General features: G+C 69.1%; 17 protein-coding genes. 10 read left to right on the top strand and 7 right to left on the bottom strand.

Translation table 11 applies throughout. The features are described 5' to 3' along the window. Positions 1-13: 13 nt before the first annotated feature. The 6 genes from ACMGDM_RS04710 to ACMGDM_RS04685 all read left to right on the top strand — a co-directional run bounded on the left by ACMGDM_RS04710 (position 14) and on the right by ACMGDM_RS04685 (position 8,141). On the top strand, positions 14-352 hold the full coding sequence (locus ACMGDM_RS04710) for an acyl-CoA thioesterase (protein WP_436803628.1): 339 nt from the start codon (positions 14-16) through the stop codon (positions 350-352). Positions 353-428: 76 nt separating this feature from the next. Then, positions 429-1,823, top strand: coding sequence for a dihydrolipoyl dehydrogenase (gene lpdA, locus ACMGDM_RS04705; RefSeq protein ID WP_436802945.1), 1,395 nt, complete (start codon positions 429-431; stop codon positions 1,821-1,823). A 44-nt stretch (positions 1,824-1,867) separates the two neighbouring features. Then, positions 1,868-3,310: a hypothetical protein gene (locus ACMGDM_RS04700; protein ID WP_436802944.1), complete on the top strand. Its 1,443-nt coding sequence runs from the start codon at positions 1,868-1,870 to the stop codon at positions 3,308-3,310. Positions 3,311-3,599: 289 nt separating this feature from the next. After that, positions 3,600-4,718 carry an AI-2E family transporter gene (locus ACMGDM_RS04695; RefSeq protein WP_436802943.1) on the top strand — a complete coding sequence of 373 codons (1,119 nt, stop codon included), beginning with the start codon at positions 3,600-3,602 and terminating at the stop codon, positions 4,716-4,718. A 97-nt stretch (positions 4,719-4,815) separates the two neighbouring features. Then, positions 4,816-5,511 carry a response regulator transcription factor CtrA gene (gene ctrA / locus ACMGDM_RS04690; RefSeq protein WP_436802942.1) on the top strand — a complete coding sequence of 232 codons (696 nt, stop codon included), beginning with the start codon at positions 4,816-4,818 and terminating at the stop codon, positions 5,509-5,511. Positions 5,512-5,762: 251 nt separating this feature from the next. Then, complete coding sequence (locus tag ACMGDM_RS04685; RefSeq protein ID WP_436802941.1) at positions 5,763-8,141, top strand: TonB-dependent receptor; 2,379 nt, start codon at positions 5,763-5,765, stop codon at positions 8,139-8,141. A gap of 154 nt (positions 8,142-8,295) precedes the next feature. Here ACMGDM_RS04685 and ACMGDM_RS04680 read toward each other — a convergent pair whose 3' ends face one another. Continuing rightward, positions 8,296-9,054 (bottom strand): competence/damage-inducible protein A, encoded by a 759-nt coding sequence (locus ACMGDM_RS04680; RefSeq protein ID WP_436802940.1) that lies wholly within the window; start codon positions 9,052-9,054, stop codon positions 8,296-8,298. A 52-nt stretch (positions 9,055-9,106) separates the two neighbouring features. Here ACMGDM_RS04680 and map point away from each other — a divergent pair, with 52 nt between their 5' ends. Next, positions 9,107-9,931: a type I methionyl aminopeptidase gene (gene map / locus ACMGDM_RS04675; protein ID WP_436802939.1), complete on the top strand. Its 825-nt coding sequence runs from the start codon at positions 9,107-9,109 to the stop codon at positions 9,929-9,931. Between the two features lie 28 nt (positions 9,932-9,959). Here the strand turns inward: map and ACMGDM_RS04670 are convergent, their stop codons facing one another. Continuing rightward, a complete protein-coding gene (locus ACMGDM_RS04670) occupies positions 9,960-11,048 on the bottom strand; it encodes a CAP domain-containing protein (RefSeq protein WP_436802938.1) in 1,089 nt (362 codons plus the stop codon). A gap of 215 nt (positions 11,049-11,263) precedes the next feature. Between ACMGDM_RS04670 and ACMGDM_RS04665 the strand changes: the two genes are divergently transcribed. Continuing rightward, entirely contained in the window at positions 11,264-11,602 is a 339-nt protein-coding gene (locus tag ACMGDM_RS04665; RefSeq protein WP_132910351.1) for a P-II family nitrogen regulator, read from the top strand. 93 nt (positions 11,603-11,695) lie between these two features. Continuing rightward, on the top strand, positions 11,696-13,108 hold the full coding sequence (gene glnA, locus ACMGDM_RS04660; protein ID WP_436802937.1) for a type I glutamate--ammonia ligase: 1,413 nt from the start codon (positions 11,696-11,698) through the stop codon (positions 13,106-13,108). A 265-nt stretch (positions 13,109-13,373) separates the two neighbouring features. On the opposite strand, the gene ACMGDM_RS04655 is transcribed toward glnA, so the two are convergent. The 3 genes from ACMGDM_RS04655 to ACMGDM_RS04645 form a co-directional block, all read right to left on the bottom strand. Beyond that, complete coding sequence (locus tag ACMGDM_RS04655) at positions 13,374-13,877, bottom strand: pyridoxamine 5'-phosphate oxidase family protein (protein WP_436802936.1); 504 nt, start codon at positions 13,875-13,877, stop codon at positions 13,374-13,376. 141 nt (positions 13,878-14,018) lie between these two features. After that, the gene (locus ACMGDM_RS04650) at positions 14,019-15,197 is read right to left on the bottom strand and encodes an acetyl-CoA C-acyltransferase (protein ID WP_436802935.1); all 1,179 of its coding nucleotides are present in this window, start codon (positions 15,195-15,197) and stop codon (positions 14,019-14,021) included. Between the two features lie 248 nt (positions 15,198-15,445). Further along, entirely contained in the window at positions 15,446-15,880 is a 435-nt protein-coding gene (locus ACMGDM_RS04645) for a MaoC family dehydratase (protein WP_436803627.1), read from the bottom strand. A gap of 113 nt (positions 15,881-15,993) precedes the next feature. Here ACMGDM_RS04645 and ACMGDM_RS04640 point away from each other — a divergent pair, with 113 nt between their 5' ends. Then, positions 15,994-18,963 carry an L-glutamate gamma-semialdehyde dehydrogenase gene (locus ACMGDM_RS04640; RefSeq protein ID WP_436802934.1) on the top strand — a complete coding sequence of 990 codons (2,970 nt, stop codon included), beginning with the start codon at positions 15,994-15,996 and terminating at the stop codon, positions 18,961-18,963. 199 nt (positions 18,964-19,162) lie between these two features. On the opposite strand, the gene ACMGDM_RS04635 is transcribed toward ACMGDM_RS04640, so the two are convergent. Both ACMGDM_RS04635 and ACMGDM_RS04630 read right to left on the bottom strand, forming a co-directional pair. Then, a complete protein-coding gene (locus ACMGDM_RS04635) occupies positions 19,163-19,549 on the bottom strand; it encodes a glycine zipper 2TM domain-containing protein (protein ID WP_436802933.1) in 387 nt (128 codons plus the stop codon). A 69-nt stretch (positions 19,550-19,618) separates the two neighbouring features. Then, the gene (locus ACMGDM_RS04630) at positions 19,619-20,899 is read right to left on the bottom strand and encodes a dicarboxylate/amino acid:cation symporter (protein WP_436802932.1); all 1,281 of its coding nucleotides are present in this window, start codon (positions 20,897-20,899) and stop codon (positions 19,619-19,621) included. Between the last annotated feature and the right edge of the window lie 16 nt (positions 20,900-20,915).

Below are 20,915 nucleotides of genomic sequence, written 5' to 3'. Positions count from 1 at the left end.
CCGCACCACCGCGATGCCGGCTGACGCCAACGCCTATGGCGACATTTTCGGCGGCTGGCTGATGAGCCTGATGGACTCCGCGGCCGGGCTCACCGCGGCGCGGCGCGCGCGCGGCCGCGCGGTGACGATCGCGATGGACGGCATGCAGTTCCACGCCCCCGTCCATGTCGGCGACGAGGTCTCGGTCTATGCCACGATCGCGCGCGTCGGGCGCACCTCGATTGCGATCGACGTGGAGAGCTGGGCGCGCGACCGCCACGGCGAGGAGGTGCGCAAGGTGACCGAGGCGCGCTTCACCTTCGTCGCGATCGACGAGGACCGCCGCCCGCGCGAGGTACCGCCCGCGGCGTGATCGAAATTCGCGGTGCGCGCGTGACCCGCGCCACCCATCTATTGGCAAACAGGGGCTGCGGCCCGGGAGTGGCGCAATGGCTGACACCTACGATCTCATCGTGCTGGGCTCGGGCCCCGGCGGTTACGTGTCCGCGATCCGCGCGGCGCAGCTCGGGCTCAAGGTCGCGATCGTCGAGCGCGAGCGGCTCGGCGGCATCTGCCTCAACTGGGGCTGTATCCCGACCAAGGCGCTGCTGCGCACGTCCGAGGTCTATCACTACATGACCCATGCCGCCGACTATGGCCTCAAGGCGGAGAATGTCGGCTTTGATCTCACCAAGATCGTCGACCGCAGCCGCAAGGTCGCCGGCCAGCTCAACGCCGGCGTCAAAGGCTTGATGAAGAAGAACAAGGTGACGGTGGTCGAGGGCGTCGGCGCGCTCACCGGCAAGGGGAAGCTGAGCGTCAAGCAGGGCGGCGGCACGGTCGAGCTCGAGGCCAAGCACATCATCGTCGCCACCGGCGCGCGCGCGCGCGACCTGCCCTTCGCCAAGGCCGACGGCAAACGCATCTGGACCTATCGCCACGCGATGGTGCCCGAGGAGATGCCAACCAAGCTGCTGGTCATCGGCTCGGGCGCGATCGGCATCGAGTTCGCCAGTTTCTACAACGACATGGGCGCGGACGTCACCGTCGTGGAGATGCTGCCGCGGATCCTGCCGGTGGAAGACGAGGAGGTCAGCGCGTTCATGGAGAAACGCCTCACCAAGGAGGGCATCCGTATCCTCACCGGCGCCGGCGTCGAGACGATCGAGACCGGCGCGGCCGCGGTGAAGGCAACGATCAAGGGGAAGGACGGCAAGAGCACGACCGAGGAGTACAGCCACGTCGTCGTCGCGATCGGCATCGTGCCGAACACCGAGAATATCGGGCTGGAGACGCTCGGCGTGCAGACCGAGCGCGGGCACATCAAGGTCGACGGCTATGGCCGCACCAACGTCGAGGGGATCTACGCGATCGGCGACGTCACCGGCGCGCCCTGGCTGGCGCACAAGGCGAGCCACGAGGGTGTCGTCTGCGTCGAGAAGATCGCGGGGCAGGACCCGCACCCGTTCGAGACCTGGAACATCCCGGGCTGCACCTATTCGCGCCCGCAGGTCGCCAGCGTCGGGCTCACCGAGGCCACGGCCAAGGAGGGTGGCCGCGCGGTGAAGGTCGGCAAATTCCCCTTCATCGGCAACGGCAAGGCGATCGCGCTGGGCGAGGCGGACGGCTTCGTGAAGACGGTGTTCGACGCCAAGACCGGCGAGCTGCTCGGCGCGCACATGGTCGGCGCCGAAGTGACCGAGCTGATCCAGGGCTATGTCGTGGCGCGCCAGCTCGAAACCACCGAGCACGAGCTGATGGAGACGGTGTTCGCGCACCCGACGCTGAGCGAGATGATGCATGAGAGCGTGCTCGGCGCGTACAACCGGGCATTGCACATCTGACCGAACGACGCGGGGTGCCGCTGCGCGTCCTATAATCCGGCCATATGATCTATGCGTCGCGCCCCGCCCGTTACCCGCTGATCGCCGCCGCGGTGCTATTGCTGGCGTCGCTGATCGTCTTCGCGCCCGGCATCAGCGAGTACGACACGGTGGAGCAGTTCCGCCAGGTGCTCAGCGGCCGCTACGACGATTGGCACCCGCCGGTGATGGCGTGGCTGTGGCGGCAACTGACCCCGCTGGGCGACGGCGCGACTCCGCTGCTGGTGATCCAGCTCACCGGCTATTGGCTCGGGCTGGGGCTGATCGCGGGCGCGCTCGCCCGCATCGGGCGCGCCGGTGCGGGGTGGATGGTGCTGCTGATCGGGCTGCTGCCGCCGTTCCTCGGCTGGCAGGCAGTGGTGCTCAAGGACGCGCAACTCGTCGGTACCGCGCTGGGCGCGATCGGGATCGTGGCATGGTGGCGGCTGCGCGACCGGCCGATCCCCGCCGCCGCGCTGCTGCTCGCCGCGCTGCTGTTCGGCTATGCGCTGCTGGTCCGCGCCAATGCCGCCTTCGCGCTGGCCCCGCTGATCGCCGGGTTGTTGCCGATGCGGCGCGCCGGGGCGCTGATCGTCACCGCCGCAGCGCTGCTCGCGCTGGCACTGGGCGTGGCCGGGGCGATCAACCACCAGCTGATCGGCGCGAGCCGCAGCGGAGTGGAGAAAACCCAGCCGCTCTACGATCTCGCGGGGATCGCGGTGCGTGCGCCCGGCTCGCACTCGGTCGGGCTTCCGCGCGCGGCGGCGCTCGCCTTGCGCGCGAACGGATGCGTCACGCCCTATTTCTGGGACCCGCTCGGTGACACGCCGGCCTGTGTCGCCGCGATCGCGCCGCTCCAGCGCGAATCGGCCGCGGACCTGTACCTTCGGCTCGCCAACGCCGCGCTGCACCATCCGCTCGCCTATCTGGCGCAGCGCGCGGCGCATTGGAACATGACGGAGCGCTGGCTGGTGCCGGCGCGGCTCGCGGGCGCGGCGCCGCCGCCCGCGGGCGAGCGCAACCGGCTGGGGCTCGGCGACCCGGGCCTGGAGGCACGCCAGTGGCAATGGCTCTCCGCGCAGGCGGTGCTGACCCCGCTCGGCTGGCCGTTCGCGTGGCTGCTGCTGGCGCTCATTCTGCTGGTGGGGACGCGGCGCTGGCGCCACTCGCCGGCGCGCCAGCTCGCCATCGCGCTGCTCGCCTCCGCGGTGACGCTCGAGTTCAGCTTCCTGGCGATCTCGATCGCGACCGACCTGCGCTATCATCTGTGGCCGATGCTGGCGACCGCGCTGGCGGCGGTGCTGCTCGCCGACACCTATCCGCTGCGCCGCGTGCCTGCCTGGATGGTGCTGCTCGCCGGCCTGTGCCTCGCTGCCGCGGTCGCCGAGCGCGCCACGCTGCCTGATCCGCCGCAGGAGTATCAGCAGCTGCTCGATTGGGCGTCGCCGCTGAGTCTGTTGCCGGCGTAGCGGCGGGTGAGCATCACCGGTTCTCACTGGCGTCGTCCCGAACTCGCTTCAGGACTCATTGGACCGCATGCCCATCGGCCGGTGAGTAGGTGGTGGGGTGGATCCTGAACCAAGCTGAGGATGAGAGGAGGGGGGTCGGGCGCCAGAAGAAGCGGAAGCGGCAAGGGAGAGCGCCGCCGTCACCTTCCGCCGCCCACCATCCGCTTTTCCCTGACGCGGCGCGCCTTTTCGCGCATCTGGGCGTTGTGCCGGCGATGCAACGATCCTTCACCGCGACGCCTGCGCGCGCATGAACCGGCTCGCCCCCGACGAGCCCGATGCGCGCTTCGTCCGCCGCGTGCTGTGGCTGGTGCTGATCGTCGCGGTGCTCGCCGCGCTCTATTTCGCGCGTCACCTGCTGATCCTCGCCTTCGGCTCGATGCTGATCGCGATCATCATCCACGCCATCGCCGAGGTGTACGCCACCCGCACCCGGATGAGCGCGCGCGCCGCCATGGGCGCCGCGATCGCCAGCGTGATCGCCTTCCTGGCGCTGCTCGGCTGGCTGTTCGGCGTCGAGTTCCGCGCGCAGGTCAATACGCTGGTGGTCGCGCTGCCGGGCCTGCTCGGGCAGCTCCAGGCCTATATGTCGCAGAGCCCGGTGGGCGAGAAGGTGGCGGACGCGGTGCAGGCCGCCTTCGCGGGCAGCCGGGTGGCGCAGGACATCGGCGAGATCGTGCGCGGCGCGGGCGAGCTGCTGCTCAACGCGGTGCTGGTACTGTTCGGCGCGATCTTCTTCGCGGTGGACCCCAAGATCTACGAGCGCGGCTTCCTGCTGCTGGTGCCCCCGTCGAAGCGCGCCGCGGTGGAGGACGCGCTGGGCGACGTCGCCTCGACGCTGCTGCTGTGGCTGCGCGCGCAGCTGATCCAGATGACCGCGATGGGTGCGATGGTCGGGATCGGGCTGTGGATCGCGGGCGTCCCCTCGCCGGCGCTGCTCGGGCTGCTCACCGGCCTGTCCGAGTTCATCCCCTATGTCGGCCCTGTCGCGGCGATGCTGCCCGCGCTGGGGCTGGCCGCGACCAGGGGCACCGACCAGCTCGTCTGGGCGCTCGCGGTGTTCGCGGTGGTGCGCGTCGTCCAGACCAATTTCGTCACCCCGTTCGTCACCAGCCGCGTCATCGCGATCCCTCCCGCGCTCAGCCTGTTCGCGATCATCGGCACCGGCGCGGTGTTCGGGCTGTTCGGGCTGTTCTTCTCGGGCGGCATCCTGGTCGTCGGCTTCACGCTGGTGCGCAGCCTGTATCTGCGCGAAGTGCTGGGCGAGGATATCCCGCGGTCGCGCGAACGCACCCTGTTCACCGCCAAGGGCACGCTGCGCGAGGCGACAGATAATGAAGATTCGACATTAACGGAACGTCCGGATTAAGTGTGAATTAACCTTTCTGGTTCAGAAGCCATTGGGTATGAACGTAGCCAAGCGCGGACGACAGAGTCTACCGCGTTGACGAACCGGGGAATTGCCGATGCGCGTGCTGCTGATCGAGGACGAGCCGACGACCGCCAAGGCGATCGAGCTGATGCTGTCGACCGAGGGATTCAACGTCTACAATACTGATCTGGGTGAGGAAGGCCTCGATCTCGGCAAGCTGTATGATTACGACATCATCCTGCTCGACCTCAACTTGCCGGACATGCACGGCTATGACGTGCTGAAGAAGCTGCGCGTCGCACGGGTGCAGACGCCGGTGCTGATCCTCTCGGGCATCAACGAGATGGACTCCAAGGTGCGCAGCTTCGGCTTCGGCGCCGACGATTATGTCACCAAGCCGTTCCACCGCGAGGAGCTGGTCGCGCGCATCCATGCCGTGGTGCGTCGCTCGAAGGGCCACTCGCAGTCCGTGATCAAGACCGGCAAGCTCTCGGTCAACCTCGACGCCAAGACGGTCGAGGTCGACGGTGCGCGCGTGCACCTGACGGGCAAGGAATATGCGATGCTCGAGCTGCTCTCGCTGCGCAAGGGCACCACGCTGACCAAGGAGATGTTCCTCAACCATCTCTACGGCGGGATGGACGAGCCCGAACTCAAGATCATCGACGTGTTCATCTGCAAGCTGCGCAAGAAGCTCAGCATGGCATGCGGCGGCGACAATTACATCGAGACGGTATGGGGCCGCGGCTATGTGCTGCGCGAGCCCGAGGAGACCGCCCAGGTCGCGTGAGGTCTGGCGTTTCCGGTTGAGTCGGCGGCCGCCGTACCGAAGGGTGCGGCGGCCGTTGTCCTTATGTCTGCCCGTGTTCCTGCGTAAGCAGGAACCCAGAGCCGCGGGACGCCGGCCCTCGTGGCCCTGGGCTCCTGCGTGCGAAGGAGCACGCTCTGCAAGCCATTGTCGCATAACCGCAATCAAAACGTCACCGGCCCGACCCGGACCTAGTGCAGGCGCCCCCGTCAACGACAATGGGGGAAGAGACGATGACCACCAAGTTCGCGTTGCTCGCCGGTGCCTCGGGCCTGCTCGCCGCCGCGCCCGCGCTGGCGCAGAACGCGCCGCCCCCCGCCACCGCCGCGGCGGTCGACCGCGCGGCGCCGGAGCAGCCGACCGAGGGGGAGGACGTGGTGGTGCTCGGCTTCGGCCAGAGCCGACAGGTGCAGACCGTCACCTCGGCCGATCTCGAGCGGCTCACCCCCGGCACCTCGCCGCTCAAGGCGGTAGCGAAGCTGCCGGGCGTCAACTTCCAGTCGGCCGACGCCTTCGGCGCGTACGAATGGTCGACCCGCATCTCGCTGCGGGGCTTCAACCAGAGCCAGCTCGGCTTCACGCTTGACGGCGTGCCGCTCGGCGACATGAGCTACGGCAACGTCAACGGGCTCCACATCAGTCGCGCGATCATCTCGGAGAACATCGCCAGCACCACCGTGGCACAGGGCGCGGGCGCGCTTGGCACCGCCTCGACCAGCAATCTCGGCGGCACGCTCCAGTTCGTCAGCCGCGCGCCGTCGGATACCGCCGACCTGGTCGCCTCGGGCACTTATGGCAGCGACGAGACGTATCGCGCCTTCGTGCGCGCCGAGTCGGGCGATCTCGGCGGCGGGCTCAAGGGCTATCTCAGCTACGGCTTCCTCAAGACGGACAAGTGGAAGGGCTTCGGTGAGCAGCGCCAGCACCAGGCCAATGCCAAGGTGGTGAAGGAGGTCGGCGAGCACGGCAAGATCACCGCCTTCCTCGACTTCTCCGATCGTCGCGAGAATGATTACCAGGACCTCAGCCTCGACATCATCCGCCGCCGCGGGTTGAACAACGACAATATCTCGAACGACTATCCGCTCGCGCTCCAGCTCGGTCAGATCGCGCAGAATCAGGCCGCGCGCGCGGCGAGCGCCACCGCGGCGCTGCCCTATCCCGGCGCCGGGCTCGCCTTCCCGGCGGGGATCGGCTCGCTCGACGACGTCTATTACGACGCGGCGGGCCTGCGCCGCGACTGGCTCGGCGGCATCACCTTCGAGGCGCAGCTCACCCCGGCGCTGTCAGTGGTGTCGACCAGCTATGTTCATCGCAACAAGGGGCAGGGGTCGTGGATCACGCCCTATCGCGCCACTCCGGCGGGCGCGCCCGACGCCGACGGTACGCCGATCGCCAACGGCTCGGCGCTGTCCTATCGCACCACTGAATATCGCATCATGCGGGCGGGCAATCTCACCAACGCGGCGCTCGAGCTCGGCGCCAACCGCCTCGAGCTCGGCGCCTGGTATGAGAGCAACAGCTTCGATCAGGCGCGCCGCTTCTACGGCATGGCGGACGGTACCATCGCCAACCGCCGCGCGCTCGACTATCAGTCCAATCCCTTCTTCACGGAATGGGCGGGCAATTACGATACCGAGACGCTGCAATATCACGTCGCCGACACGCTGCAGCTCGGCCGGCTGACGCTCAACGCGGGCTGGAAGGGCATGCGCGTCGAGAATCAGGCGAACCTGCTCACCGGCGTGCTGGTCGCCGGCAGGATCGAATCGAAGGACTGGTTCCTGCCGCAGGCGGGCGCGGTGTTCGACCTCGGCCGCGGCGCCGAGCTGTTCGCCAGCTACACCGAGAACATGCGCGCGTTCGTCTCGGGTACCGCGGGCCCGTTCGGCACCACCCAGGTCGGCTTCGACGCGATCCGCTCGCGGATCAAACCCGAGACGTCGAAGACCGCGGAGGGCGGCGTGCGGCTGCGCACCGGCGGGCTCCAGCTCTCCGCCGTGGGTTATTACATCGACTTCAACGACCGGCTGCTTACCTTCCAGAACGGCTCGGGCATCCAGGGCAACCCGCCGACGCTCAACAACGCCGGCGGCGTCGAAAGCTACGGCGGCGAGGTCTCGGCTTATTACCGCGTGCTGCCGCCGCTCAGCCTGTTCGCGAGCTACAGCTACAACAAGGCGACCTATCAGGACACGGTCTTCAGCACGGCAATCGATTCGAACGGGCAGCCCCGTCAGATCCTTCAGGTCGAGCGCGGCGACATCGTGGTCGACACGCCCGAGCATATGGCCAAGGGCGAGATCGTGTATGACGACAGCCACTTCTTCGGCCGCGTCGGCGCGGATTATATGGCGAAGCGCTACTTCACCTATCTCAACGACCAGTCGATTGGATCGCGCGTGCTGGTCGACGCCAGCATCGGCGTGCGCTTGGGCGAGAACATGGGCTTCTTCCGCGGCTTCGCGCTGGAGGGCAGCGTCACCAACCTGACCGATAAGAAGTATGTCTCGACGATCGGCAGCAACGGCTATACCGCCAGCGGTGACAACCAGACCCTGCTCGCCGGCGCGCCGCGGCAGGTCTTCGTGACGCTGCGGCGCGGCTTCTGAAGGGGGCGACGTAGCGGTAGATGGGGGGAACCAAAACGAACTCCCCCTCCCCTTCACGGGAGGGCCGGAGTGGGGCGCTTCCACGAACGCAGCGTCAGCGGCGACGCCCCACCCCAACCCCTCCCCTCAGGGGGAGGGGCTTTCTTCGGCCGCCTCAGATCCCGCCCGCGACCACCTCATGCCCCGCTGCCGTCAGCGCCGCGCCCAGCTCGGCGAGGCAGCGTTCCACCAGCGCCGCGTCGGGCGAGCGCGCCACGAAATTGGCGCCGGTGCGGCCGTCGCGGAAGAACGGATAGCTGCCGATCGCCACGCCGTCGTGCGCCTTTTCGGTGGCGCGGAGCAGGTCGGCGACCTCGCTTTCCGCCACCCAGCAGCCGATCGTGCCGCTCACCACCGGACGCCCGCCTTCGAGCGTGCCGGTAAGCGCGTCGAGCATGCCCGCGGTGATGTGCGGCACCCCCGCCATGATGAAGATGTTGCCGATGCGGATCCCCGGCGCGCCGGAGACGCGGTTCTCGATCAGCGTGGCGCCCTCGGGTACGCGCGCCATGCGCAGCCGCGCCTCGGTGATGCCGCCGCGCGTCGCGTAATAATGTTCGAGCACCGCCACCGCCTCGGGGTGATGAACGACGCCGACGCCGAGCGCCGCCGCAATCGAATCGACCGTGATGTCGTCGTGCGTCGGCCCGATCCCGCCCGTGGTGAAGAGATAGTCGTTGCGCGCGCGCAGCTGGTTGACCGCCTCGACGATCGCCGCCTCGCGGTCTGCCACCACGCGCACCTCGGCCAGGCGAATGCCGTGGACGTTGAGCCAGCTGGCGAGCTGGGCGATGTTCTTGTCCTGCGTGCGGCCCGAGAGGATCTCGTCGCCGATCACCACCAGCGCCGCGGTCCAGATGCGTTCGGTCTCCATGACGCGCGGGCATAGCCTCGCATTCGCGAGGTCGCCACGCTATATCGCCGCGATGACCGATTATGTCACCGTCACCAGCGACGCGCCGCTCGGGCGCACCGGCGCGATCAAGCTGCACGGCCCCGACGCCTTCGCCGGCATGCACAAGGCGGGGCGGCTCGCCGCCGAGACGCTCGATATGCTGGTGCCGCACATGGTGCCCGGCGTCACCACCGCCGCGCTCGACCGGCTGATCTACGAATTCATCCTGGCCGGCGGCGGCGTGCCCGCGACGCTCGGCTACCGCGGCTATGCGCACAGCACCTGCATCTCGATCAACCATGTCGTGTGCCACGGCATCCCGTCTGACAAGCCGCTCAAGTCGGGCGACATCGTCAACGTCGACGTGACCCCGATCGTCGACGGATGGCACGGCGACTCGAGCCGCATGTACCTGATCGGCGACGTGCCGCTGAAGGCCAAGCGGCTGGTCGAGGTGACCTATGAGTGCCTGATGCTCGGCATCGAGCAGGCGCGCCCCGGCAATCACATGGGCGACGTCGCGCACGCGATCCAGCGCCATGCCGAGTCGCACCGCTACGGCGTGGTGCGCGACTTCTGCGGGCATGGTCTGGGGCGGCTGTTCCACGACGCGCCCGAGGTGGTGCATGTCGGCCGGCCGGGCACGGGCGTGGAGCTGCGCCCGGGCATGATCTTCACGATCGAGCCGATGATCAACATCGGCCGCCCCGATGTGAAGCTGCTCGACGACGGCTGGACCGCGGTGACGCGCGATCGCTCGCTCTCGGCGCAGTTCGAACATTCGATCGGCATCACCGAGGACGGGTGCGAGATCTTCACCTGCTCGCCCGCCGGGCTCGACACGCCGCCCTATTGACCGGGCGAGCGCCGGGCCGCGCTACGCGCTACGCCACGATCCGGAAGGTGTAGGTGTAGCTCTGCGCCTGGCCGCGCACGATCACGTTCGATACCGTCACCGTGTACGTCACGCCGCTCGTCAGCCCCGCCGCGGCGAACTGGATGTTGTTGGGCAGGCCGTAGCCGGCATTGTCGAAGCTGACGTTGGACACGGTCAGCGCGGTGGTGCCGTTCGACACCATCACGCTCGCCCTAGCGAAGTCGACGCTCGCATTGGCTCCGCCGCGCTGCGACGCGTCGGCAATGACCGAGAAGGACAGCAGCGCCGCCGGATCGAAGTAGCGCGCCGGATAGTCGCCGTAGGGATAGGCCACATAGGGGGGCAGACCCGCGGGCACCGCGACGCCGCCGGTGAACGACACCACCTTCATCGCCGCCGCATCGGTGCGGCTGCCGTCCGCGAGCACCTGCGCGACCCGCCCGTAGGCGATCTTGCCGAGGAACGGGTCGAGCAGCCAGCGGCGATGCCCGACGTTGTTGGCGACCAGGTTGGTCGTCTCGGTCAGCCAGCCGCCGAGATACATGTCCTCGGTGTAATAAGCGAGATAGGGCGAGATCAGCCCGCCATAGAGATTGCTCGTCCCCGCGCCGGCGGCGCCGGCACCGGTGTAGCATTTCCAGTCGGCGGGCGGCGTGTGGGTGAGCTGGCCGTTCGCCGCCATCATCAGCGCCGCCTGCGTCGCCTGTTCGTCCTCCGGGCCGGAGTAGCTCACCGCGGGGAGACGGTGGAGCGCGCGCATCGCGTTGACGCGCGCGAGAATGTCGGCGCGGACGCTGTCAGCCAGCACGCCTGCGCGGCAGTTGGGCACATCCGGCTGGGTGGAGAACAGCGCGGCGGCGCGACCCGCCCAGTCGGCCGCCGGGGCAGCGGCTGGCGCGACCGCTACGACCGGGCTGGGCGTCGCGACCGGTGCCGGTGTCGGCGACGGGCTCGGCGAGGGGGCGACGACGACCGCGACGCTCGCGCCGGCCGCGCCGCTCGCGCCGCCGCCCTCGCTGCCACCGCCGCCGCAGCCGCCGAGCAGCAGCGCGGGCGCCGCCACGCCAAGGATCCAGCTCGACCGTCTGTTACGCATCGGCGGGCCATAGCCTTGCGCCACTTAACAAATTGGACTGTCGCTTGCTGCCCAATGAGGCGGCAGTCGCGGCGATCTGCCTGTAAAACGGGCAGCCGGTCGCGTGCGCGGATCATCGCCACGGCGGGTTGCTCTCGGACGCTGCGGCTGGCACGGTCGGTGCAAGGTACCTCGCGGGGTATCGGCGCTTATATTCGGGGTGGGACGTCAGTCGCGTGAAGAAGATCGAAGCGATCATCAAGCCGTTCAAGCTGGATGAGGTGAAGGAGGCGCTGCACGAGATCGGCGTCAGCGGCATCACCGTGACCGAGGCCAAGGGCTTCGGCCGGCAGAAAGGCCATACCGAGCTGTATCGCGGCGCCGAATATGTCGTCGACTTCCTGCCAAAGGTGAAGCTGGAGGTGGTGGTCGAGGACGGGCTCGCCGAGCGCGTCGTCGAGGCGATCGCCGCCGCGGCGCAGACCGGCCGGATCGGCGACGGCAAGATCTTCGTGATCCCGGTCGAGACCGCGCTGCGCATCCGCACCGGCGAGCGCGACAACGACGCGATCTGACATCCCCGCCCCCCCGGCCGCGCGCCGGGGTGTCCCTGTTACCGCGCGCTCCGGCACCGTTCGGGGAGCGCACCTGCGAGAGAGAGAAGCATCATGGCGAACACGGCCGCAGACGTTCTGCAGAAGATCAAGGATGAGGAGATCGAGTGGGTCGATCTGCGCTTCACCGATCCCAAGGGCAAGTGGCAGCACCTCACCATGGTCGCCTCGGTGATGGGCGAGGACGAGTGGACCGACGGTCTGATGTTCGATGGCTCCTCGATCGCTGGCTGGAAGGCGATCAACGAGTCGGACATGATCCTCAAGCCCGACCTCGATGCCATCTACACCGATCCCTTCTCGGCGACGCCGATGCTGATCGTGTTCTGCGACATCGTCGAGCCGTCGACCGGCGAGGGCTATAGCCGCGATCCGCGCACCACCGCCAAGCGCGCCGAGGCCTATGTTGCCACCACCGGGATCGGTGACACCGTCTATGTCGGTCCCGAGGCCGAGTTCTTCATGTTCGACGACGTCCGCTTCGAGACCAGCTACAACACCAGCTATTTCAAGATTGACGACATCGAGCTGCCGACCAACACCGGCCGCGAATATGAGGGCGGTAACCTCGCGCACCGCCCGCGCGCCAAGGGCGGTTACTTCCCGGTCGCGCCGGTCGACTCGGCGGTCGACATCCGCGGCGAGATGGTCTCGACCATGATCGAGATGGGCCTGCCGTGCGACAAGCACCACCATGAGGTAGCGGCGGCGCAGCACGAGCTGGGGCTGACCTTCGGCACGCTGACCACCACCGCCGATCGCATGCAGATCTACAAGTATGTCGTGCACCAGGTCGCGCATGCCTATGGCAAGTCGGCCACCTTCATGCCCAAGCCGATCAAGGAAGATAACGGCTCGGGCATGCACACCCACTTCTCGATCTGGAACGGCAAGGAGCCGCTGTTCGCGGGCAATGGCTATGCCGGCCTGTCCGACACTTGCCTCTATTTCATCGGCGGGATCATCAAGCACGCCAAGGCGATCAACGCCTTCACCAATCCGACCACCAACAGCTACAAGCGGCTGGTGCCGGGTTACGAGGCGCCCGTGCTGCTCGCTTACTCGGCGCGCAACCGCTCGGCGTCGTGCCGCATTCCTTATGGCACCGGCCCGAAGAGCAAGCGCGTCGAGGTCCGCTTCCCCGACGCGATGGCCAACCCGTATCTCGCTTATGCCGCGCTGCTGATGGCGGGCCTCGACGGTATCCAGAACAAGATCCATCCCGGCGAGGCGATGGACAAGAACCTGTACGACCTCCCGCCGGCCGAGCTGGCGCAGGTGCCGACGGTCTGCGCGTCGCTGCGCGAGGCGCTCGATTCGCTGATGGCCGACCACGACTTCCTGCTGAAGGGCGACGTGTTCACCAAGGACCAGATCGAGGCCTATGTCGAGCTGCAGTGGCAGGACGTGGCGCGCTGGGAGATGACGCCGAGCCCGGTCGAGTACGACATGTACTATAGCGCGTAAGCCGCGCGGAGCGGCTGATGCGAGAAGGGCGCCCGGTGCGAGCCGGGCGCCTTTTTCGTTAGATCCTCCCCGCTCGCGGGGAGCGGGCTTTGGCCTGCCTCCTGCCGGGCGAGGTGGTGTCTGGGAGACACCATCTCGCCCGCACTGGCAGCGAAGCTGTGACGGAGGGGGCTCTCCGCACCCGCGCGGGGTCGTGTGAGGCGCGCCCCATCCACCACCGGCCTGCGGCCAGCGGTCCCCTCCCCTTACCGGGGAGGACTTTAGGTCATGCCGGCGAGCTCTCCGCAGTCGTCGCCACCTTGGCGTGGCTGCCTTCCTCGCCGGCCTTGATCGTGCCGCCGAACAGCATCTTCACCCGACCCGAGAGCGAGACGTCATTCTCCCACAGCTCGGCGCTGTCGATGTCGACGCGCAGCAGCGCCAGATTCGGGTCCTCGCGGCCGCCCGGAAACCAGGCCTCGGCCTGCTTGTTCCACAATTTGTCGATCAGCGCGGGATCGTTGTCGATCCGCGCCTGTCCGTCCATGCAGGCGAAGAAGTCGTGCGCCTTGGACACATATTGCGCCATCACACGCCCGCCGCCGGCGAGACGATTGTCCTTGCCGACGAAGAAGAAGAGCGTGTCGACCTGATCCTTGTCGAGCTGCGCGGTGAGCGGCTCGCTGTGCGACGAGCCGTCCGCCGGGCCGACCATGACGAACGGGCTGTCCGCCATCTTCTGCCACAGATCATGCTTGAGCTTGGTCGGGTCGGTGTTGGCGTCCGCCATCTTGGGTCTCCTGTCGGTGTGGACGGAAAACGAGAGCGCGTCGGGTTGGTTGCGGGGGCGGTAGCGGTGGGGAGGGCAGCGACGAACAGGCGACTCCCGGTGAGCCGCCAGTGCCGCTTGCCCTTGCCGGGCTGGCCGCCCTCACAGCACCTCGAACAGCCCCGCCGCGCCCATCCCGCCGCCGACGCACATCGTCACGACGACATATTTCGCGCCACGCCGCTTGCCCTCGATCAGCGCATGGCCGGTCATCCGCGCGCCCGACATGCCATAAGGATGGCCGACCGCGATCGCGCCGCCGTTGACGTTGAGCAGTTCGTCGGGGATGCCGAGTTTGTCGCGGCAGTAGAGCACCTGCACCGCGAACGCCTCGTTGAGCTCCCACAGGCCGATGTCGTCGATCGTCAGCCCGTTCTTCTCGAGCAGCTTGGGGACGGCCACCACCGGGCCGATCCCCATCTCGTCGGGTGCGGTGCCTGCCACCGCCATGCCGACATAGCGGCCGAGCGGGGTGAGCCCGCGCCGCTCGGCGAGCCGCTCCTCCATCAGCACGCTGGCCGAGGCGCCGTCCGAGAGCTGCGAGGCGTTGCCCGCGGTGACGTTACGGTCCGGCCCGACCACCGGCTTGAGCGCGCGCAGTCCCTCGATCGTGGTGTCGGCGCGATTGCCCTCGTCGCGCGACAGCGTCACCTCTTCGTAGCTGACCGCCTTGGTCTCCTTGTCGACGAGCGCCTTGGTCGCCGTCACCGCGACGATCTCGTCGTCGAACCGGCCGGCCGCCTGCGCTGCCGCGGTGCGCTGCTGCGAGCGGAGCGCATATTGGTCCTGCGCCTCGCGGTCGATGCCGTAGCGGTCGGCAACGATCTCGGCGGTCTGCAGCATCGGCATGTAGATGTCGCGGTGCATCGCCAGCAGCTCCGGGTCGGGCGCGATGCGCATCTCCGGCGTCTGCACCAGGCTGATGCTCTCGACGCCGCCGCCGACCGTCACGTCCATGCCGTCCGTGACGATCTGCTTGGCGGCGATCGCGATCGCCATCAGCCCGCTGGCGCATTGCCGATCGACCGACATGCCCGGCACGCTGGTCGGCAGCCCGGCGCGGAGCAGGCTGGTGCGCGCGATGTTGCTTGCCTGGTGCCCCTGCTGAAGCGCTGCCCCGAGGATCACGTCCTCGATCTCGGCACGGTCGACTCCGGCGCGCTCAACCGCGGCGGCGATCGCGTGATGCGCCAGCGTGGGCGAGGGCGTGTTGTTGAACGCGCCGCGATAGGCGCGGCCGATCGGGGTGCGGGCGGTGGAGACGATGACGGCGGAGCGCATGGGAGGGTCCTTCGGTGAGGGTCAAGGGGAGGGGGTGCGGGGCGGTGCAACAGGTGGCGGCGAGCCTGAGGGGAAGCCGGCCCACCAACTGCCGTCATCCCGGACTTGGTCCGGGATCCACGGCGCCGCACGCTCGCTGGCCGGTTGGTTCGCGGATGGGTGGATCCCGGACAAAGTCCGGGATGACGGATGAAAGCAGGAGGGGCCTAGCCCTACTCGCGCGAGCTTCGCCGCTCGCTCGCCCCCCCTCACACGAACACCTGGGTGATCCACTCCGCTACCATGGCTGGCTTGTCCTGCCCCTCGATCTCCACCGTGGTGGCATTGGTGTATTGATAGACGCCCGGCCGCTTTTCGGCGAAATCGGCCAGCACCGAGCGCGCACGAATGCGCGAGCCCGACGGCACCGGCGCGAGGAAGCGCACCTTGTTGCCCCCGTAGTTCACCCCCATCACCGCGCCGTCGAGCCGCGGTGCGTCGGGGGTGCGCGCCGCCAGCAGCGGCAGCAGCGACAGCGTGAGAAAGCCGTGCGCGATTGTCGTGCCGAACGGGGTCTGTGCGGCGCGCTCGCGATCGACGTGGATGAACTGGTGGTCGCCCGTGGCCTCGGCAAAACGGTCGATCATCTGCTGGGTGACCTCGACCCACTCGGAGACGGTCTCGCGCCCGATCGCCTGTCTCATCTCGTCGACGGTCACCGCGATTCCCCTCCGCCATGCGACGCGCTACAGCGCGCGCATCTGTCTAGGCGCGGGCTCGCCGCCGCCGCAAGACACAACGAACCGAAAGCACGAAGATGGCCGCTGCCGTACCGTCTACCACTCTCGCCCAGCTCCGTGCGCTCCATCGCGCCGGCGAACCCGATGTTCTAAAGCCGCTGCTGGAGCGCGCCGCGGCGGGCGCCGAGTCGCGCGCGCGCATCGTTGACACCGCCTCGGGGCTGCTCGCCGACCTGCGCGCGGCGCAGGCGCTCGGCTGGGTCAACCAGTTCCTCCAGGAATATCGCCTCAACTCGTCCGAGGGCGTCGCGCTGCTCAGCCTCGCCGAGGCGTTCCTGCGCGTGCCCGACCCCGAGACCGCCGACCTGCTGATCGCCGACAAGCTGGGCGACGCCGACTGGCGCGCGCACGCCGGCCAGTCCAACTCGCGGCTGGTCAACACCGCCACCTGGGGGCTGGTGGTCGGCCGCGCGCTGGTGGGCGAGGGCGAGGCCGGCCCGCTCAAGCGGCTGCTGAGCCGCGCCGGCGAGCCGTTCGTGCGGCAGGCGGTGGGCGCGGCGATGCGGATGATGGGCGAGATCTTCGTGATGGGTCGCACCATCGACGAGGCGATGAAGCGGATGCGCCGCCCCGAGCACCGCGGCTTCACCGCCAGCTTCGACATGCTCGGCGAGGCGGCGCGCACCAGCGCCGACGCCGAGCGCTATTTCCAGGCCTATGTCGACGCGATCGACGCGGTGGGCAGCGACCCGCGCGCGGGCCACTCCGTGTCGGTCAAGCTCTCCGCGCTCCACCCGCGCTACGAGGTGGCCCGCTGGGACGAGTGCGTGCCCGCGCTGACCGGGATGCTCGAGGCGCTGGCCCTTCAGGCGGCGGCGCGCGGCATCGCGCTCACCGTCGATGCCGAGGAGAGCGAGCGGCTCGAGATGAGCCTCGACATCATCGGCGCCGTCGCCACCCTCCCGCAGCTGCGCGACTGGGACGGGTTCGGCATGGCGGTGCAGGCCTATGGCAAGCGCGCGCGGCCGGTGGTGGCCTGGGCCGACTCGCTCGGACGGCTGATGAATGTCCGGCTCGTGAAGGGCGCCTATTGGGATAGCGAGATCAAGCGCACCCAGGTCGAGGGGCTCGACGATTATCCTTTGTTCACGCGCAAGGCCGCGACCGACGTGAGCTACCTCGCGGTGGCGCGTGACATGCTCGATGCGCGCTACATCCGCCCCGCCTTCGCCAGCCATAACGCGTTGACCGTCGCGACCATCGTCGAATGGGCCGGCAACGGTCGCGACTTCGAGTTCCAGCGGCTCCACGGCATGGGCGACGGGCTGTACGAGCGGCTGGTGCGCGACCAGGGCTATCACTGCCGCATCTACGCGCCGGTCGGCGGTCACCGCGACCTGCTCGCCTATCTCGTCCGCCGGCTGCTCGAGAACGGCGCCAACTCCAGCTTCGTCCACCAGCTCGCCGATGCGCGGCTGAGCGAGGCCGACATCCTCGCCGACCCGGTCGCCAAGATCGCGTCGGTCGGCGGCACGCGCCACCCCAGCATCCCGCTGCCGTCCGAGCTGTTCGGCGCCGAGCGGCGCAACTCGCGCGGGATCGACCTCGGCGACCGAGTCGTGCTGGAGGACACGCGTGCCGCGGTGAACCGGCCGATGACCGAGCCGGCGCCCGCGGCGACGGCCGACGTCGCCGCCGCGGTGACGCGGGCGCGCGCGGCCTTCCCGGCGTGGCAGACGACCCCGGTCGCGGCGCGCGCCGACTGCCTCGACCGGCTCGCCGACCTGCTCGAGCGCGACCGCGACCGGCTGATGGCGATCTGCGTGCAGGAGGCGTTCAAGACCATCCCCGACGCGATCGGCGAGGTGCGCGAGGCGGCGGACTTCTGCCGCTACTACGCGGCGCGGGCGCGCGCCACGCTCGGCTCGGTCGAGCTGCCCGGGCCGACCGGCGAGCGCAACACGCTCCACCTGGAAGGCCGCGGCGTGTGGGCGACGATCGCGCCGTGGAACTTCCCGCTCGCGATCTTCCTCGGCCAGACCGTCGCCGCGCTGGTGACGGGCAACACCGTGGTCGCCAAGCCCGCGCCGCAGACGCCGCGCATCGCCGCCGCGGCGGTGGCGCTGGCGCATGAGGCGGGCGTGCCGCGCGACGCGCTCGTGCTGGTGCCGGGCGGGCCCGAGGTCGGCGCCGCGCTGGTTGGCGACGCGCGCGTCCAGGGCGTGGCCTTCACAGGCTCGACCGCGACGGCGCGTTCGATCGCGCGCGCGTTGCTGGCGGACGACGACCGCCCGATCGTGCCGCTGATCGCCGAGACCGGCGGGATCAACGCGATGATCGTCGACTCGACCGCTTTGCCCGAGCAGGTGGTGGCGGACGTCGTCACCAGCGCGTTCCGCTCGGCCGGGCAGCGCTGCTCGGCGCTGCGGCTGCTGCTGGTGCAGGAGGATATCGCCGAGGGGCTGATCGAAATGCTCTCCGGCGCGATGGACCTGCTGACGCTCGGCGACGCGGGCGACCCGCGCACCGACGTCGGCCCGGTGATCGACCGCGCCGCCTATGACCGGCTGATGGCCTATCGCGAGCAGGCGCGCGCGCGCTGGGTGAAGACGGTGCCGGCGCCCGCGGAGGGGCTGTTCGTGCCGCCGACGCTGATCCGGCTCGACTCGGTCGAGGCGCTCGACCGCGAGTGGTTCGGCCCGTTGCTCCACGTCGCGACGTGGAAGGCGGGCGCGCTGGAGGAGACGATCGCGCGGGTCAACGCCAAGGGCTATGGCCTGACGATGGGGTTGCACAGCCGGATCGCGCGCGCGGCCGAGGTCACCGAGGCGGCGGCCGCGGTAGGCAATCTCTACATCAACCGCTCGATGATCGGCGCGGTGGTAGGGTCGCAGCCGTTCGGCGGCGAGGGGCTGTCGGGGACCGGGCCCAAGGCGGGCGGGCCGTTGTACCTGTACCGCTTCTGCGCGGAGCGCGCGGTGTCGGTGGACACCACCAGCGCGGGCGGCAACGCGACGCTGCTGAGCTTGGAAGAGGGCGGGATCTGACGGGGCGGCGCTTCCACCGGCACGGCAACGGAGTGCGCGACATCGCGTTTGCCCAGAATAGCCCCTCCCCTTGAGGGGAGGGGTTGGGGTGGGGCGTCTCCGCGAACGCGTCACTCGCGGAAGCGCCCCACCCCCGGTCCCTCCCTAAAGGGGAGGGGAGAGGCGAAAGCCGCTGCCTCAGCGAGGCAACGTCCTCACCTCAACGGCACTTCACCTTGCCGCGATCGATCGAGCGCCCGAGCAGCGCGCCGCCGCCCGCACCGAGCAGCGTGCCCAGCGTGCCGCCGCCGACCAGATTGCCCAGCACGCCGCCGCCGACGCCGCCGATCACCAGCCCGGTGGTGCCGTCGTTGCGCTTGCAATAAGCGCGGCCATCGCGCCCGCGATAGATCTGATCGTCACGGCCGAGCGCGCGCGCGCGGCGGCTGTTGCCCCGGCGATAGTCGCGCGACGGGTCCCAATTCTGGTCGTCGCCGTGCCAGCGATAGTCGCCGTCACGGTCGCTGCGCTGCGCCTGCGCGGCGGGGGCGAGCATCGGGGTGGTGGCGGTGGCGAGCGCCAGCGCGGCGAGCAGGGCCTTCTTCATGGCATCGATCTCCTTCTGTCGCCCACGAACGTCGCAGGCGACAAGGAGTTCACTTCGATCAGGTCGGCGTCAGGCCGGCACCGTATCGTGGCGAGGCTGCGGCGCCATGGTGCCCTCCGCCACCAGCATGTTCTCGCGCCGGGCGACGATCAGCGGCACCAGCACCTGCCCCGCGACGTTCACCGCGGTGCGTCCCATGTCGATGATCGGATCGACCGCAAGCAGCAGCCCGGCGCCCTCCAGCGGCAGGCCGAGCGTGGTGAGCGTCAGAGTCTGCATCACCAGCGCGCCGGTCAGCCCCGCGGTTGCGGCAGAGCCGATCACCGACACCAGCGCCACCAGCACATAGTCCGAGGCGTGCAGCGCAATGCCGTAATATTGCGCGACGAACAGCGCCGCCACGGCGGGGTAGACCGCGGCGCAGCCGTCCATCTTGGTGGTCGCGGCGAACGGCACCGCGAAGGCGGCATAGTCGCGCGGCACGCCGGCGCGCTCGGCCGCATCCTCGGTGACGGGCAGGGTCGCGATCGAGGAGCGCGACACGAAGCCGAGCTGGATCGCTGGCCAGGCGGTGGCGAAGAAGCGCGACACCGAGAGCCGGTTGAGCGCGAGCAGCGCGGGATAGACCAGGAACAGCACCAGCGCGAGCCCGAGGTAGACCGTTCCCGCGAAGCTGCCGAGCGCAGCGAGCGACGACCAGCCATAGCGCACGATCGCGGTGCCGATCAGCCCCGCGGTGCCGATCGGCGTGAGCTTCACCACCCAGCGCAGCAGGCGGCGGAAGATCGCCAGCAGCGAGGCGTTGGCGGCGAGAAAAGCGCTGCCCGCATCGCCGACGTTCACCGCCGCGGCACCGACTGCGATCGCGACGACGATCAGCTGGAGCACGTTGAACCCCAGCTTCGTCGTGGCGCCACCGTCGGCGAGCTTGGTGCTTGCCTCAAGCCCCAGAAAGTTGCCCGGGATCAGCCCGCGCAGGAAGTCGAGCCACGAGCCGGTGGTGGCGGGCAGCGCGGCGGCGGACGGGTCGACCCCGCTGCGCAGCCCGGGCTCGATCAGCGTGCCGAGCGTGAGCCCGATCGTCACCGCGATCAGCGCGGTGACCGCGAACCATAGCAAGGTCTGGCCGACCAGCCGCGCGGCATTGCCGAGATCGCGCAGCGCCGCGATCGAGGCAACGATTGCGGTGAACACCAGCGGCACCACCAGCGCCTTGAGCAGCTGGACGAAACTCTCGCCGGTGAGGCGCAGCGCCTCGGCGAGCGCGGGCAGGTCGCGCGCGGCGAAACCGAGCGCGACGCCGATCGCCATGCCGGCGAACACCTGCACGGTGAAGGGAGGGGTCTTCATGGCATGCGAGGTGAGG

Source organism: Sphingomonas larreae, assembly GCF_051400595.1.
Lineage (GTDB): Bacteria > Pseudomonadota > Alphaproteobacteria > Sphingomonadales > Sphingomonadaceae > Sphingomonas.
This window is presented reverse-complemented; position numbering and strand designations above follow the sequence as displayed.

Excerpts from the sequence above, each read along its gene's own strand:
- ACMGDM_RS04685 (WP_436802941.1), top strand. The coding sequence starts at position 5,763 with ATGACCACCAAGTTCGCGTTGCTCGCCGGTGCCTCGGGCCTGCTCGCC.
- ACMGDM_RS04680 (WP_436802940.1), bottom strand. The coding sequence starts at position 9,054 with ATGGAGACCGAACGCATCTGGACCGCGGCGCTGGTGGTGATCGGCGAC.
- lpdA (WP_436802945.1), top strand. The coding sequence starts at position 429 with ATGGCTGACACCTACGATCTCATCGTGCTGGGCTCGGGCCCCGGCGGT.
- map (WP_436802939.1), top strand. The coding sequence starts at position 9,107 with ATGACCGATTATGTCACCGTCACCAGCGACGCGCCGCTCGGGCGCACC.
- ACMGDM_RS04670 (WP_436802938.1), bottom strand. The coding sequence starts at position 11,048 with ATGCGTAACAGACGGTCGAGCTGGATCCTTGGCGTGGCGGCGCCCGCG.
- ACMGDM_RS04700 (WP_436802944.1), top strand. The coding sequence starts at position 1,868 with ATGATCTATGCGTCGCGCCCCGCCCGTTACCCGCTGATCGCCGCCGCG.
- ctrA (WP_436802942.1), top strand. The coding sequence starts at position 4,816 with ATGCGCGTGCTGCTGATCGAGGACGAGCCGACGACCGCCAAGGCGATC.
- ACMGDM_RS04645 (WP_436803627.1), bottom strand. The coding sequence starts at position 15,880 with ATGAGACAGGCGATCGGGCGCGAGACCGTCTCCGAGTGGGTCGAGGTC.
- ACMGDM_RS04630 (WP_436802932.1), bottom strand. The coding sequence starts at position 20,899 with ATGAAGACCCCTCCCTTCACCGTGCAGGTGTTCGCCGGCATGGCGATC.
- ACMGDM_RS04695 (WP_436802943.1), top strand. The coding sequence starts at position 3,600 with ATGAACCGGCTCGCCCCCGACGAGCCCGATGCGCGCTTCGTCCGCCGC.
- ACMGDM_RS04655 (WP_436802936.1), bottom strand. The coding sequence starts at position 13,877 with ATGGCGGACGCCAACACCGACCCGACCAAGCTCAAGCATGATCTGTGG.
- ACMGDM_RS04650 (WP_436802935.1), bottom strand. The coding sequence starts at position 15,197 with ATGCGCTCCGCCGTCATCGTCTCCACCGCCCGCACCCCGATCGGCCGC.
- ACMGDM_RS04710 (WP_436803628.1), top strand. The coding sequence starts at position 14 with ATGCCGGCTGACGCCAACGCCTATGGCGACATTTTCGGCGGCTGGCTG.
- ACMGDM_RS04635 (WP_436802933.1), bottom strand. The coding sequence starts at position 19,549 with ATGAAGAAGGCCCTGCTCGCCGCGCTGGCGCTCGCCACCGCCACCACC.
- glnA (WP_436802937.1), top strand. The coding sequence starts at position 11,696 with ATGGCGAACACGGCCGCAGACGTTCTGCAGAAGATCAAGGATGAGGAG.
- ACMGDM_RS04640 (WP_436802934.1), top strand. The coding sequence starts at position 15,994 with ATGGCCGCTGCCGTACCGTCTACCACTCTCGCCCAGCTCCGTGCGCTC.